The organism is Nocardioides secundeburneus (assembly GCF_039939255.1).
GTDB lineage: Bacteria > Actinomycetota > Actinomycetes > Propionibacteriales > Nocardioidaceae > Nocardioides.
In genome coordinates, this window is record NZ_JBDUUE010000001.1 from 980,471 (window position 1) to 994,452 (window position 13,982).

13 protein-coding genes are annotated in these 13,982 nt (G+C 75.3%); 10 read left to right on the top strand and 3 right to left on the bottom strand.

Going from position 1 to position 13,982, the window contains the following annotated elements; all coding sequences use genetic code 11:
* Nucleotides 1-3: 3 nt before the first annotated feature.
* Nucleotides 4-801: an HAD family hydrolase gene (locus ABFT23_RS04485; RefSeq protein ID WP_347892891.1), complete on the bottom strand. Its 798-nt coding sequence runs from the start codon at nt 799-801 to the stop codon at nt 4-6.
* Nucleotides 802-952: 151 nt separating this feature from the next.
* On the opposite strand from ABFT23_RS04485, the gene ssd reads away from it, so the two are divergent.
* The 7 genes from ssd (at nt 953) to ABFT23_RS04520 (ending at nt 5,845) form a co-directional block, all read left to right on the top strand.
* Complete coding sequence (gene ssd, locus ABFT23_RS04490; protein WP_347892892.1) at nt 953-2,101, top strand: septum site-determining protein Ssd; 1,149 nt, start codon at nt 953-955, stop codon at nt 2,099-2,101.
* Nucleotides 2,098-3,264 (top strand): TadA family conjugal transfer-associated ATPase, encoded by a 1,167-nt coding sequence (locus ABFT23_RS04495; protein WP_347892893.1) that lies wholly within the window; start codon nt 2,098-2,100, stop codon nt 3,262-3,264. The genes ssd and ABFT23_RS04495 overlap by 4 nt, the downstream gene beginning before the upstream one ends.
* Nucleotides 3,261-4,037: a type II secretion system F family protein gene (locus ABFT23_RS04500; RefSeq protein WP_347892894.1), complete on the top strand. Its 777-nt coding sequence runs from the start codon at nt 3,261-3,263 to the stop codon at nt 4,035-4,037. The genes ABFT23_RS04495 and ABFT23_RS04500 overlap by 4 nt, the downstream gene beginning before the upstream one ends.
* Nucleotides 4,034-4,750 (top strand): type II secretion system F family protein, encoded by a 717-nt coding sequence (locus ABFT23_RS04505; RefSeq protein ID WP_347892896.1) that lies wholly within the window; start codon nt 4,034-4,036, stop codon nt 4,748-4,750. The genes ABFT23_RS04500 and ABFT23_RS04505 overlap by 4 nt, the downstream gene beginning before the upstream one ends.
* 185 nt (nt 4,751-4,935) lie before the next feature.
* The gene (locus ABFT23_RS04510; RefSeq protein ID WP_347892897.1) at nt 4,936-5,130 is read left to right on the top strand and encodes a DUF4244 domain-containing protein; all 195 of its coding nucleotides are present in this window, start codon (nt 4,936-4,938) and stop codon (nt 5,128-5,130) included.
* A complete protein-coding gene (locus ABFT23_RS04515; protein WP_347892898.1) occupies nt 5,127-5,489 on the top strand; it encodes a TadE family type IV pilus minor pilin in 363 nt (120 codons plus the stop codon). The genes ABFT23_RS04510 and ABFT23_RS04515 overlap by 4 nt, the downstream gene beginning before the upstream one ends.
* Nucleotides 5,486-5,845, top strand: coding sequence for an Rv3654c family TadE-like protein (locus ABFT23_RS04520; RefSeq protein WP_347892899.1), 360 nt, complete (start codon nt 5,486-5,488; stop codon nt 5,843-5,845). Before ABFT23_RS04515 ends, ABFT23_RS04520 begins: the two co-directional genes overlap by 4 nt.
* A 16-nt stretch (nt 5,846-5,861) precedes the next feature.
* On the opposite strand, the gene ABFT23_RS04525 is transcribed toward ABFT23_RS04520, so the two are convergent.
* A complete protein-coding gene (locus tag ABFT23_RS04525; RefSeq protein ID WP_347892900.1) occupies nt 5,862-8,300 on the bottom strand; it encodes a DEAD/DEAH box helicase in 2,439 nt (812 codons plus the stop codon).
* Between the two features lie 120 nt (nt 8,301-8,420).
* On the opposite strand from ABFT23_RS04525, the gene ABFT23_RS04530 reads away from it, so the two are divergent.
* Both ABFT23_RS04530 and ABFT23_RS04535 read left to right on the top strand, forming a co-directional pair.
* Complete coding sequence (locus ABFT23_RS04530; RefSeq protein WP_347892901.1) at nt 8,421-8,753, top strand: anti-sigma factor antagonist; 333 nt, start codon at nt 8,421-8,423, stop codon at nt 8,751-8,753.
* 229 nt (nt 8,754-8,982) lie between these two features.
* Nucleotides 8,983-11,286 (top strand): sodium-translocating pyrophosphatase, encoded by a 2,304-nt coding sequence (locus ABFT23_RS04535; RefSeq protein ID WP_457622955.1) that lies wholly within the window; start codon nt 8,983-8,985, stop codon nt 11,284-11,286.
* Nucleotides 11,287-11,408: 122 nt separating this feature from the next.
* On the opposite strand, the gene ABFT23_RS04540 is transcribed toward ABFT23_RS04535, so the two are convergent.
* Nucleotides 11,409-12,416, bottom strand: a complete 1,008-nt coding sequence (locus ABFT23_RS04540; protein ID WP_347892904.1) for an Ig-like domain repeat protein — start codon at nt 12,414-12,416, stop codon at nt 11,409-11,411.
* Nucleotides 12,417-12,472: 56 nt separating this feature from the next.
* Between ABFT23_RS04540 and ABFT23_RS04545 the strand changes: the two genes are divergently transcribed.
* A complete protein-coding gene (locus ABFT23_RS04545; protein ID WP_347892905.1) occupies nt 12,473-13,978 on the top strand; it encodes a class I SAM-dependent methyltransferase in 1,506 nt (501 codons plus the stop codon).
* Nucleotides 13,979-13,982: the final 4 nt, after the last annotated feature.

A 13,982-nucleotide genomic window follows, 5' to 3' on the forward strand; every position in this document is an offset into this window, starting at 1 on the left:
GGCTCAGGCGCCGCCGTGCTGGCGCCGGCGGCTCTGGGCCCACAGCACGCCGCCGACGGTGACGGCGCCGCCGACGGCGAGCGCGGCGAGGGTCGGCCCGGTCGGCGGCAGCGGCACGCGGGCGCGCAGGGCGACGGGCTTGTCGAACTCCAGCACCGGCCAGCCGCGCGCCGCAGCCTCCTTGCGGAGGTCCTTGTCGGGATTGACCGCGTGGGGGTGGCCGACGATCTCGAGCATCGGCACGTCGGTCACCGAGTCGCTGTAGCCGTGGCACAGCGCGAGGTCGTAGCAGCGCTCGTCGGCCAGCGACCGGATGGCGCGGGCCTTCTCCTTGCCGTAGGCGTAGTAGTCGATCTCGCCGGTGTACTTGCCGTCGACCACCTGCAGCCGCGAGGCCACCACGTGGTCGGCGCCGAGCAGCTCACCGATCGGCTCGACCACCTCGGTGCCGGACGCCGACACGATGACGACGTCGAGACCGGCCAGGCTGTGCTCGGCGATGAGGCTCACCGCCTCGTCGTAGACGATCGGGTCGACCACGTGGTGCAACGTCTCGGCGACGATCTCGCGGACCGTCGCGACGTCCCAGCCGGCCACCAGGCTCGACATGAACTGGCGCAGCTTCTCCATCTGGTCGTGGTCGGCGCCGCCGGCGAGGAAGACGAACTGCGCGTAGACCGAGCGGAGCACCGCCCGGCGCGAGATCAGGCCACCGGCCTGGAACGGCTTCGAGAACGCGAGCGTGCTCGACTTGGCGATGATCGTCTTGTCGAGGTCGAAGAAGGCCGCGGCGCGTGCCATGCCCTCATCGTAGGTGCGGGCGCCGCGGCGGAGCGGTGGCCACGCTGTGGAAACGTCCCGGAATCGTCCACAGACGGCGATTCCCGGAGGTTGTCCACAGGGCTCCGGCGGCTGGGGGTGGGCCCGCCTACGTTCAGGGCAGCCCCGCTCCATGACCACACGATCGGCAGCCCGCCGCCATGAACCCGACCCGTCCACCGCTCCGTCGCCTCCGCCTCGAGATCCGTCACGCGATCCGGCTCGTGACCCGTCACGGGCGCCGCTCGTCGTCACCGCCGACCCCGCCCTGCGCGACGAGCTCCTCCGGCTCGCCGCGGCGGCGGGCGTCACGCCCGAGGTGGTGGCCGAGCCCGCTGCCGCGCTCCGCTCCTGGACCCGTGCGCCCGTCGTCCTCGTCGGCGCCGACGTCGCCGGCGCCCTCGCCGGCCTCACGCCCGACCGGCGCGACGGCGTCCACGTGCTCAGCTGGGGCACCACGCCCGACGAGCTCTTCCGGTCCGCCGTCGGCCTCGGGGCCGAGAACGTCGCCGAGCTCCCGCGCTCCGAGGGCTGGGTCGTCGAGGTGCTCACCGATCTCGGCGAGGTGGGCCGTCCGCGCAGCCTGGTCGTGGGTGTCGTCGGCGGGTCGGGCGGAGCCGGTGCCACCACGCTCGCCTGCGCCCTCGGCCAGGTCGCCGCGCTCGACGGCGACACGGTCGTCGTCGACTGCGACCCCCTCGGGCCCGGGCTCGACCGGGTGCTCGGCCTCGACGGCGACGACGGCTTCCGGTGGGACGCGCTGTGCCAGACCACCGGCCGGCTCAGCGCCCGGGCCCTCCGCGAGGCGCTGCCGCGCCGAGGCACGCTGGGGGTGCTCACCTGGTACGCCGGGGCACCCGCGGTGCTGCAGCCGTTCGCCGTGCGCGAGGCCCTCTCGGCCGCCCGGCGCGGCCACGACGTCGTCGTCGTCGACGTCCCCCGCATCGCCGACCCGCTGGTCGACGAGGTCGTCGCCCGGTGCGACGTCCTGCTGGTGTGCACGGTCGCCACCGTCGCGGGCATCGCCTCCGCCGCCCGGGTCTGCGCCCGGCACGACGGTCGCGCGACGCTCGGCCTCGTGCAGCGGGGCGGTCACCTCGACGACCGCGACCTGACCGCCGCCACCGGGGTGGCCGTCGTCGGCTCGGTGCCGCACCAGCGCGGCATCGACGAGGCGATCGACCTCGGCCTCGGTCCCGTCCGCTTCCCGCGCGGGGGGCTGGCCCGCTCCTGTCGCGACCTCCTCGCCCGCCTCGGCTCGATCGACGGTGCCGCCGCATGATCGACGAGCTGCCGGCCGGCCTCGTCGACGCCGTCCGCGAGCGCCTGGCGAGCACGCCGGGAGACCTCACGCCCCACCGCGTCGCCGAGGCACTGCGCGACACCGGACGCCCGGTCGGCGACGCCACGGTGCTCGCCGTGCACGAGGCGCTGCGGCGCGACGTCGTCGGCGCAGGCCCGCTCGAGCCCCTCCTCGGGCTGCCCGGCGTCACCGACGTCGTCGTCAACGGCTCGGGCGAGGTCTACCTCGACCGCGGCGACGGGCTCGAGCGCAGCCCGGTCACCTTCCCCGACGAGGCCGCCGTGCGACGGCTCGCGCAACGCTTGGCCGCGATCGGCGGGCGCCGCCTCGACGACGCCGCGCCGTTCGTCGACCTCCGGCTCGCCGACGGCACCCGGTTCCACGCCGTGCTGGCACCGATCGCCCGGCCCGGCACCGTGATCTCGCTGCGGGTACCACGCCGCGGCGGGTTCACGCTCGACGAGCTCGTCGCCGCACGCACCCTCGGCGAGCCGTTGGCCCGGCTGCTCGAGCGGATCGTCGGCGCGCGCCTGGCCTTCCTGGTCAGCGGGGGCACCGGCACCGGCAAGACCACGTTGCTCGCGGCACTGCTCCAGCGGGTCCCGCCGGGCGAGCGCCTGGTCGTCGTCGAGGACTCCTCCGAGCTGCGGCCCGACCACCCGCACGTCGTCGGCCTCGAGGCCCGACCGCCCAACGCCGAGGGCGCCGGGGCCATCGGCCTGCGCACGCTCGTGCGGCAGGCGCTGCGCATGAGACCCGACCGGCTGGTCGTCGGCGAGGTCCGCGGCGGCGAGGTCGTCGAGCTGCTCGCCGCGCTGAACACCGGGCACGAGGGCGGCTGCGGCACGCTCCACGCCAACTCCGCGGTCGACGTCCCGGCCCGGGTCGAGGCGCTGGCGCTGGCGGCGGGTCTCGGGCGCGAGGCCGCGCACAGCCAGCTGGCGTCGGCGGTCGACGTCGTCGTCCACCTCGCGCGGCGGCGCGACGGCACCCGCCGGGTCGCCGAGCTGGCCGTGCCGGTGCGCGACGACGCCGGCCTGGTCTCGATGCAGGTCGCCGTGTCGGTCGGACCCACCCTCCGGCTCGACGAGGGGCCCGGGCTCGAGCGCCTCCTCGACCGGCTCGGCGAGGGCGAGCGATGACCGCGACGACCTGGACGCTCGTCGCCGCGGTCTGCGCCGCGGCCGCGGTGGTCGCGGCGGCCCCGCCGCGGGTGCGCGCCGTCCGGCGGGCGGGGGCGTCGCGGTGGGGCCTCGCGGTCGTGGCGCTGCCGGTCGTCGTCCTCGTCGGCGGGGCCTCGCCGCGGCTCGTGGCGCTGGCGTGCGTCGCAGCGGTGGTGACGCCGGTCGCGCGGCGCCTGTGGCAGGCCCGCGCCCGCCGGCTGGCAGCCGCCGTGACGGCGGGCCGGGTGCTCGAGACGTGCGAGGCCCTGGCCGCCGAGCTCTCCGCCGGACGACCACCCGCCGTCGCCCTCGACCGTGCCGCACTCGACTGGCCGGCCCTGGCCACCGTGGCCGAGGCGCACCGGGTCGGTGCTGACGTGCCGGTCGCCTGGCGCAACTTGGCGACCGTGCCCGGCGCGGCCGACCTGCGGGTCGTCGCCGCCGCCTGGCAGGTCTCGTCGCGCACCGGTGAGGGGCTCGCCGACACCCTCGAGCGGGTCGCCGTCGGGCTGCGCGACGCCCAGGCCACGGCGCGCGTCGTCCGGGGCGAGCTGTCCTCGGCGCGGGCCACGGCCCGCCTCGTCGCGGTGCTGCCGCTGCTGGCGCTGGCGATGGGCAACGGTGCCGGGGGAGACCCGTGGGGCTTCCTGCTCGGTCACCCCGTCGGCCTCGGCTGCCTCGTCCTCGGGCTGGCGCTGATGCTGGCCGGCCTGGCGTGGATCGAGGCCCTCGCCCGCGAGGTCGACCGGTGAGCGCCGGCGCCATCGCGAGCCTTGCGGCGGCGCTGGCCGTCGTCGTCGCCGTGCCGCCACGGCCACGCCCGGGGCGTCGTCCGGCAGCCGGGGCGGCGCCGTCGGACGACGGGTGGCTGCGCCGCCACCGCGCGCTGTGGAGCGGCCTCGCCGGGGCAGCGGGCGCTACGTTCGTGGGCGGCTCGGCCGGCCTCGTGGCCGGGGTCGTGGCGGCCGCTGCGGTGTGGGTGGTCGTGGGGCGCTCCGAGCCGCCCGACGCCCGGCGACGCCGCGCGGAGGTGCGCCGTGACCTCCCGGCTGTCGTCGCGCTGCTCGCGGCCGCGCTGCGGTCCGGGGCGGCGTCGGCCGAGGCCGTCGGCCTGGTGGCGCGCGCCCTGCCCGGAGCCGCCGCCGACCGGCTCGGTCCCGTCGTGGCGCGACTGCAGCTCGGCGTGGCTCCAGCGACGGTCTGGGCCGACCTCGCCGCCGACGCCGACCTCGCGCCGCTCGGCCGCACGATGGCCCGTGCGCAGGACTCCGGCGCGCCCGTGGCCGCCGCCGTCGAGCGGCTCGCCGACGACCTGGCCCGTCGCGCGCGAGCCGACGTCGAGGACCGCGCCCGGGCCGTCGGCGTCAAGGCGGCGGTGCCGCTCGGGCTGTGCCTGCTGCCGTCGTTCGTGCTGATCGGCATCGTGCCGCTGGTGGCGGCGCTGCTGGAGTCGATCGCGTGGTGAGCGCGTGCCCCGGGCGGCCCCGATGCCGCTCGAGGGCTGTGGAACCGTCCCGGAAGCGTCCACAGGGCGGCTCCCGTGCAGGGTTCTCCACAGCCGCAGGTCGCGCGGTCGCGGTCACCGGCGCGACGGCGCAGGGTCGACGTCGACGGGCCGCACGGGGCGGCCCCGCACCCAGGAGAACGTCCGTGACCCATCTCGCCCGCACCACCCGCATCCACCCGCGCGACGAGCGCGGCATCACCACCGCCGAGTACGCCGTCGGCACCGCGGCGGGGGCCGGCCTGGCCGGCCTGCTCTACACGCTGCTGTCCGGCGGGTTCGGCGACAAGCTGCTCAAGACCCTGTTCGACCACGTGCTCGGGCTGCTGGGCATCGGGTGAGCCGGAGCCGCGTCGAGCGTGGCGCCGTCACCGCCGAGCTGGCCATGGCGCTGCCGCTGCTGCTCGCGGTCACCGTCGGCCTGGTCTGGCTCCTCTCCGTCGGGGCCGCGCAGGTGCGCACGGTCGACGCCGCCCGCGAGACGGCCCGGGCGATGGCCCGCGGCGACGACACCGGTGCGGCGGTCGCCGCCGGCACCCGGGTGGCGCCACCGGGGGCACGGGTGCAGGTGACGACGTCGGGCGAGCAGGTCGTCGCGACGGCCTCGGCCCGGGTCGACGGACCGGCCGGCCTGTTCGGCTTCCTGCCGTCGGTCACCGTGCACGCCGAGGCCGTCGCGCTCGCCGAGGACGACCCGTGACGTCGTCGCGGCGGCACGACGACCGCGGGGCGGCGACCCTGCTGACGGTCGCGCTCGCCGGTCTGCTGCTGTTCGTGGGCGCCGCGCTCGGCGTCGTCGGGGCCCTGCTGGTCGCCCACCGCACAGCCCAGGCGGCGGCCGACCTGGCTGCTCTTGCAGCCGCCGAGACCGCCGCTCGCGGCGGCGACGCCTGCGGTGCGGCCGCGACCATCGCCACGGCCAACGACGCCGCCCTCACCTCGTGCGTCGTCCGCGGGCGCGAGGTGCGGGTGGGCGTCGAGGTCACCGGGCCACGGTGGCTCGGTCAGACGGGCGACCTGGTCGCCGAGGCGCGGGCCGGCCCCGTCGGCGGCTGACCGACCGGCGCCGGGGTCACCCGGCCACGGCGGCCACGGCCGGCGGCGCCGGGTCGGCGTCGGCGTCGGCCAGCAGGGCGTCGAGCAGCCGCACGGCTCCGGCCTTGTCGAGCGGGTTGTTCTGGTTGCCGCACTTGGGCGACTGCACGCACGACGGGCAGCCGTGCTCGCACTCGCAGGAGGCGATCGCGTCGCGGGTGGCTCGCCACCACCGGTGGGCGGCCCTGAACCCGCGCTCGGCGAACCCGGCGCCGCCGGGCTGGCCGTCGTGCACGAACACGGTCAGCGCCCCGGTGTCGGCATGGCGTGCCGTCGAGACGCCGCCGATGTCCCAGCGGTCGCAGGTGGCGACGAGGGGCAGCAGGCCGATCGCGGCGTGCTCGGCAGCGTGCGCGGCGCCGGGCAGGTCGACCCCGGTCTCCGCAGACCCGGGGGCACCGGGCGCACCGGCGAGGCCGGCCGCGGCGAGCACCGCGTCGGGCACGGTCCACCACACGGCCGCGGTGAGCAGGGTGCGCGCGGGCAGGTCGAGCGGGTGCTCGGCCACCACCTCGCCCGAGGGCTGACGACGCTGGAGGAACGAGACGACCTGCGAGGAGACCTCGACCTGTCCGAACGAGAGCCGGCACGCGCCCCACGACCGGTGCAGCTGGTCGGCCTCGTCGCTGACGACGGTGATGTCGGTGACCTCGCGAGCCGACGTGGTGTAGCCGAGGTCGCGGCGCTCGATCGTGGCGACGCGCTCGTCGAGGTCGAGCTCGGTGACCAGCCACGACTCGCCCATGTGCACGTAGACGGCGCCCACGTGGGCGTGGGTGTGGGCGCGACCGCCGTCGACCGTGCCGACGACGCGACCGGTGCCGGCCTCGACGAGCGAGACCGCCGCGCCGCCCGCGCCGCGGATGTCGACGAGGTCGGCTGCCCGTTGACGGTCGGTCCAGTACCAGCCGCGGGTGCCGCGCCGACGCAGCAGGCCGCGCTCGGTCAGCAGGTCGACGACGCCGCGGGCGCCTGCGCCGAACCCGGGCAGGTCGGCCTCGACGAGCGGTCGTTCCTGCGCGGCCGCGCACAGGTGCGGGCCGAGCACGTGCGGGTTGTCGGGGTCGAAGACCTGGGCCTCGACCGGCTGGCCGAGCAGCACCTCGGGGTGGTGCACGAGGTAGGTGTCGAGCGGGTCGTCGCGGGCGACCAGCACGCCGAGAGCGTCCTGCGAGCCACGGCCGGCGCGGCCGAGCTGCTGCCACAGCGCGGCCCGGGTGCCGGGGAACCCGGCGACGACGACGGCGTCGAGCCCGCTGACGTCGATGCCGAGCTCGAGGGCGTTGGTGGCCGCGAGCCCCATCAGGTCGCCGCGCCGCAGGGCTGCCTCGATGGCGCGGCGCTCCTCGGGCAGGTAGCCGCCGCGGTAGGCCGCGACCCGAGAGGCGAGCGCCGGGTCGACCTCCTCGAGCAGCTCGGAGGCCGCCATCGCCACCTGCTCGACGCCCGAGCGCGACCGCACGAACGCGAGGGTGTGCACGTCGTTGGAGACCAGGTCGGCCAGCAGGTCGGCCGTCTCGCTGGTGGCCGCGCGGCGCACCGGGGCGTCGAACTCGTTGGTGTGCGAGGTCAGGGGTGGCTCCCACAGGGCGACCGTCAGCTCGCCGCGCGGCGAGCCGTCGCGGGTGACGGCGGCGACGTCGAGGCCGGTGAGCCGGCTCGCGGTGACGGCCGGCTCGGCGGTGGTGGCCGAGGCGAGCACGAATGTGGGGTGGGCGCCGAGGTCGGCGCACACCCGGCGCAGGCGGCGCAGCACGTGGGCCACGTGGGCCCCGAAGACCCCGCGGTAGTGGTGGCACTCGTCGACGACGACGTAGCGCAGCGTCGACAAGAACGCCGCCCAGCGCTCGTGGCCGGGCAGGATCGAGCGGTGCAGCATGTCGGGGTTGGTGAGCACGTACTCGGCGTGCGCCCGGGCCCAGTCGCGCTCGTCGCGGCTGCTGTCGCCGTCGCAGGTGGTGATGCGGGTGGCGTGCCGCAGGGTGCGCAACGACGACAGCTGGTCGTGCGCGAGGGCCTTGGTAGGGGCGAGGTAGAGGGTGCTGGCACCGCGTTGTCCGCGGTCGCCGCGCGCCGCTGCGGCGGCCGAGAGGGCGGGCAGCTGGTAGGCCAGCGACTTGCCGGACGCCGTGGCCGTCGCCACCACGACGTGCCGTCCGTGCCACGCCGCGTCGGCGGCCTCGACCTGGTGCGACCACGGCCGGACGACGCCGCGCGCGACCTGGGCCTCGACGAGCGCGGGGTCGGCCCAGGCCGGCCAGTCGTCGTGCACGGCGGCCCGCGCCGGACGCACGTCGAGGTGGGTCAGCCGGCCGTCGCGGCCCGGGACGGCGGCGAGGCGGGCGACGAGGTCGGCGATCGGCTCGCGCCGCGGTGCGCCGGGCCCGGGAGCGGTGGTGGCAGTGGCTCCGGGCATGCTGGCGATGGTGGCACAGGGTCCCGACAGCAGAGGTGGGGAAAGGACCTTGTCTGTGCGCGCTGACAGGTGGCGTGGTTGGATGTACCCGCCCTGCTGCTCCCTCCCCCGGAGATCCACGTGGACCTGAGTCTCGAGACGCGCGCCGTCGACGGACGCACGATCATCGCTGTCGGCGGTGAGATCGACGTCTACACCGCGCCCAAGCTGCGCGACAAGATCACCGAGCTCGTCGCGGCCGGTTCGTACGACCTCGTGGTCGACATGGAGGCGGTCGAGTTCCTCGACTCCACCGGCCTGGGCGTGCTCGTCGGCGGCCTGAAGAAGGTGCGCGCGCACGACGGCTCGCTGAGCCTGGTGTGCAACCAGGACCGCCTGCTGAAGATCTTCCGCATCACCGGTCTGGCGAAGGTCTTCGTCATCCACTCCTCGGCCGAGTCGGCCCTGGCCTGACCGGCCTCCTGCCGCGCGTGTCGCCCTCGCGACGACGCGCGGCTCTTGCGCGCCCTGAAACCGGGTTCACCCCGCCGGGCGACAAGACGTGGTCCACGTCACACCCTGTGCCCCTGCGGGGGTGACTCGTGCGTAAACTCCGCTCCGTTCCACACGAGACCTGAGTCACACCGACACCGGTCGGCCCTCATGGCGCATCGGCGCCCGCCCCCAATACGCAGGAGGAAGCATGGTCGGGATTCATCCCGCAGCCGTGGATGGCAACGTCGAGCTGGCCGGGGGCAACCTGGTCCTGGTGCTCGTCGTCGCGGCGATCTCGCTCGGCGCGCTCGCGATGGCCTACCTGTTCCGCCAGGAGGTGCTGGCGGCCGGCGAGGGCAGCGACAACATGAAGACCATCGCCCAGGCGGTCCAGGAGGGCGCCGACGCCTACCTGCAGCGGCAGTTCCGGACGCTGGCGATCTTCGCCGTGGTCGCCTTCTTCGGGTTGCTGGCGTTGCCGGCCGACGACACCACGGTGCGGATCTTCCGCTCGATCTTCTTCGTCATCGGTGCCGGCTTCTCGGCTGCCGTCGGCTACCTGGGCATGTCGCTCGCGGTGCGCGCCAACCTCCGCGTCGCCGCCGCGGCCAACGAGCCCGGCGGCCGCGAGCCCGCGATGCGCATCGGCCTGCGCACGGGCGCGATGGTCGGCATGCTCACCGTCGGCCTGGGCCTGCTCGGCGCCAGCCTGGTGGTGCTGTTCTTCCAGGACGAGGCCCCCGACGTGCTCGAGGGCTTCGGCTTCGGCGCCGCGCTGCTCGCCATGTTCATGCGGGTCGGTGGCGGCATCTTCACCAAGGCCGCCGACGTCGGCGCCGACCTCGTGGGCAAGGTCGAGCAGAACATCCCCGAGGACGACCCGCGCAACGCCGCGACGATCGCCGACAACGTCGGCGACAACGTCGGCGACTGCGCCGGCATGGCGGCCGACCTGTTCGAGTCCTACGCCGTGACCCTGGTCGCGGCGCTGATCCTCGGCTCCCAGGTGTTCGGCGACAAGGGCCTCGTCTACCCGCTGCTCATCCCGGCCATCGGTGCGCTCACCGCCGTCGCCGGCGTCTACCTGACCAAGCCGACGCCGGGCGTCAACGGACTGACCACGATCAACCGGTCCTTCTACCTGTCCTCGGGCATCGCGGCGGTGGCGAGCGTCGTCCTGTCGTTCATCTACCTGCCCACCGACTTCGCCGACTTCGGCCCGGCGTTCGCCGAGATCGACGGCAACCCGGCCGTCATCGCCTCCCTGGCCGTCGTCATCGGCATCGTCATGTCCGCGGGCATCCTCGCGCTCACCGGCTACTACACCGGCACCGAGTACGAGCCGGTCAAGGGCGTGGGTCGCACCTCGCTCACCGGTGCGGCCACCGTCATCCTCTCCGGGCTCTCGGTCGGCTTCGAGTCGGCCGTCTACACGACGCTGGTCATCGGAGCGGCCGTGTTCGGGGCCTACCTGCTCGGTGGCGCCACGCTCGGCGTCTCGCTGTTCGCCGTCGCCCTGGCCGGCACCGGACTGCTCACCACCGTCGGCGTGATCGTCGCGATGGACACCTTCGGCCCGGTCTCCGACAACGCCCAGGGCGTCGCGGAGATGTCCGGCGACGTGAGCGAGGAGGGCGCGCAGATCCTCACCGACCTCGACGCCGTCGGCAACACCACCAAGGCCATCACGAAGGGCATCGCCATCGCCACCGCGGTGCTGGCGGCCACGGCGCTGTTCGGCTCCTACGCGACGTCGGTCTCCGAGGCGCTCGACAAGGCCAACCCCGACCTCGACGAGCTCTACCTGCTCGACTTCAGCGTCTTCAACCCCGCGGTCATCGTCGGCGTGCTCATCGGTGCCGCGGTGGTGTTCCTGTTCTCGGGCCTGGCCATCAACGCCGTGGCCCGGGCGGCCGCGGCCGTCGTCTACGAGGTCCGGCGCCAGTTCCGTGAGATCCCCGGGATCATGGAGGGCACCGGTCGTCCCGAGTACGGCAAGGTCGTCGACATCGTCACGCGCGACTCGCTGCGCGAGCTGGTCACGCCCGGCATCCTGGCCGTGCTGGCGCCGATCGCCGTCGGCTTCGGCCTCGGTCCCACCGCCCTCGCCGGCTTCCTCGCAGGAGCCATCGGCACGGGCACGCTGATGGCCGTCTTCCTGGCCAACGCCGGTGGCGCGTGGGACAACGCCAAGAAGCTCGTTGAGGACGGCAACCACGGCGGCAAGGGGTCCGAGGCGCACGCCGCCACGGTCATCGGCGACACCGTCGGCGACCCGTTCAAGGACACCGCGGGGCCGGCGATCAACCCGCTGATCAAGGTGATGAACCTGGTCTCGCTGCTGATCGCCAGCGCCGTGGTCTCGCTGAGCGTGGGCGACGACCAGAACGATGTCGTGCGCATCCTGATCGCGCTCGTCGCGGTCGCGATCATCGCCGGTGCGGTCGTGGTGTCGAAGCGTCGCAGCTCCGACCTGTCCGACGACGTCCCGGCCGCTGGGGGCGTTGTCTGACCCACGTCCACACCACCACGGCCCGTCGTCCTCGGACGACGGGCCGTGGTGCGTCCGGCGCAGGAGGCCCGGCGCCGCGGTGGTGCGGCACCGCCGGGCTCGAGGCGGTCGGCGGGTGACGGTCAGCGGGTGACGGTGAGCACCCGCACGGACGAGGTCGACGCGGCGTGGGCGACGTCGCCGCCGTAGACGGCGGTGAGCCGGTGGCGGCCGACGCCCTGGCGCGGCAGCGTGATCGTCGTGACCCCACGCGCCGCCCTGACCATCCGGACGACGCGCACCGAGCGCGCCTCGTCGCGGATTGTGATCGGCCCGGTCGGCGCGAGCCCCGCGCCGCTGCGCACCTGCACCCGCACGGTGGGCGCCTGCGACTTCTTGACCGTCGCCCTGGTCAGCGTCAGGGCCACGGAGGTCTTCGCCTTCGGCACCACGACCAGGTTCGAGACGGCGGCGCCGCGCTCGTAGCCGACCCGGTCGGCGGTGACCAGCACGGCCAGGACCCGCCCGGAGTCGCCGGCCACCGGGCGGTAGGTGGTCGTGGTGGCGTCGGCGATCGCCTCCCACCCGGTCGCGGTCGCGTTGGTGCGGTACCACCGGTAGGTGAAGTCGGGCTGCGGCTCGCCCCACGAGCCCGACGTCGTCGTGAGCGTGCCGCCGACGGTCGGCGAGCCGGAGACGGCCGGCGGTGCCGAGGCCGTGATCTGCTCGCCGAGCACCGGCTCGACCTCGGCCGAGGTGGCCTGGCCCGGGGCGAGCGAGCCAGGGCTGGCGCCGGACGCGCGCACCGACAGGACCTGGTCGTAGTCCTGCGACACGAGCGTGTAGCTCTGGCTCGTGGCGCCGACGATCGGCTGTCCGTCGCGCAGCCACTGCCACCCGGTGGTCGTCGCGGTCGGCTGGTCCCACGTCGGGGGTGTCGCGGTGACGGTGGCGCCGATCCGGGCCGGCGTCGGGATCGTCGGCGGCGTCGTCGCCGCGGGCGAGGTGATGCAGGTCAGGGGCGGCAGGAGGCACGGTGCCGCGCTCGCGACGTCGGCTCGGACGACGGGGACGACGAGGAGGGCGGCGGTCGACGCCGTCGTGAGCAACCCGAGACAGGCGCGGCGGGGGGAGCGGCAGGTGGGGGGCATGCCGGCAGCGTAGGTCTGGACGGCGCGCCGTGGAGGCGATCAGCCAGGATGGTCGGGTGGACCCCGCCCTCGCCCCCGCACTCCGCTCGGCGCTCGTCGCGGCCGGCTTCACCTACGACGGTGTCGCCGGCCTCCTCGGACCCCGCGCCCACGACGCCCTGGCCCGCAACGAGACGGCGCCCGGCCGCACCGCGACGGCCGGCGGCAGCCCGCTCGAGACCCTGGTGCGCCTCTTCCTGCTCCAGACCACCGTGCCGCTCGCCGACGCCGAGCGGGCACTGCCCGGACTCGTCGACCGGCTCGCCGTGGCCGGCCTGCTCGAGCGCAGCGTCGGCGAGGTCGCCGCACGGCTCGACTGCCGGCCCTACGCCGCCACGGGCGCCGACGGCGCCGACGACGACCTGTGGGTCGTCAGCGACCTGACGCCCGGCCTCGACGGCGGCCCGCAGCGGGTCACGAGCGACCACGTGCTCGGCATCAGCCCGGCCTCGACGTCGCTCGCCCAGCTCACCATCCGCGAACCGGTCTGCAGCGCCCTCGACCTCGGCACCGGCTGCGGCGTCCAGGCCCTGCACCTGGCGCGGCACGCGGGCCGGGTCGTGGCCACCGACGTCAACGCGCGCGCGCTCGCCGTCACCCGCTTCAACGCCGCGCTCAACGAGGTCGACGTCGACGTGCGCGACGGCTCGTTCTTCGAGCCCGTCCGCGGCGAGAGGTTCGACCTCATCGCGACCAACCCGCCGTTCGTCATCAGCCCCGCGACCGGCGAGCGGCTCGTCTACCGCGACTCCGGCCTACCCGGCGACCAGGTCGTCGAGCACGTCGTGCGCACCGCGCCGCGACACCTCGCCCCCGGCGGCTGGTGCCAGGTGCTCGCCAACTGGGTCATCGAGCGCGACCGCCCGTGGGACGAGCGGCTCGCCGGCTGGCTGCCCGACGACCACGACGCGCTCGTCGTCCAGCGCGAGGTGCTCGACCCGTCGGCCTACGTCGAGCTGTGGCTCAAGGACTCCGGCCGCCACGGCGGCCCCGACTACCTCGACCGCTACGACACCTGGCTGTCGTGGTTCGACGAGCAGGGCATCGAGGCGATCGGCTTCGGCTGGATCAACCTGCACGCGACGAGCTCGCCGGGCCGCCGCGAGCTGCTCGAGTGGCCCTACGACGTCGAGCAGCCCATCGCCCCGGCCGTCCGTGACTGGGGCACGGCCGTGCGGGCCGAGGCCGACGTCGACGACCACCTGGTGGCCCGCCCGGACGTCGTCCAGGAGACCCACGGGCCGGTCGGCGCCGAGCACCCGGAGACGATCGTGCTGCGCCAGCAGCTCGGCTTCCGACGGGCCCGCACGGCCGACACGGTCGAGGCCGCGCTCGTGGGGGCCAGCGACGGCGACCTGTCGGTCGGGGCCATCCTCGACGCGCTCGCCGACCTCCTCGAGCTCGACGTCGACACCACCCGCGACACCTACCTGCCGGTGGTCAGGGAGCTCGTCGCCCAGGGGTTCTTGAGCCAGGCGTCCTCCCCGGCGGATGAACCGACCCGGCGGGCGCTCCTTCACTAGACTC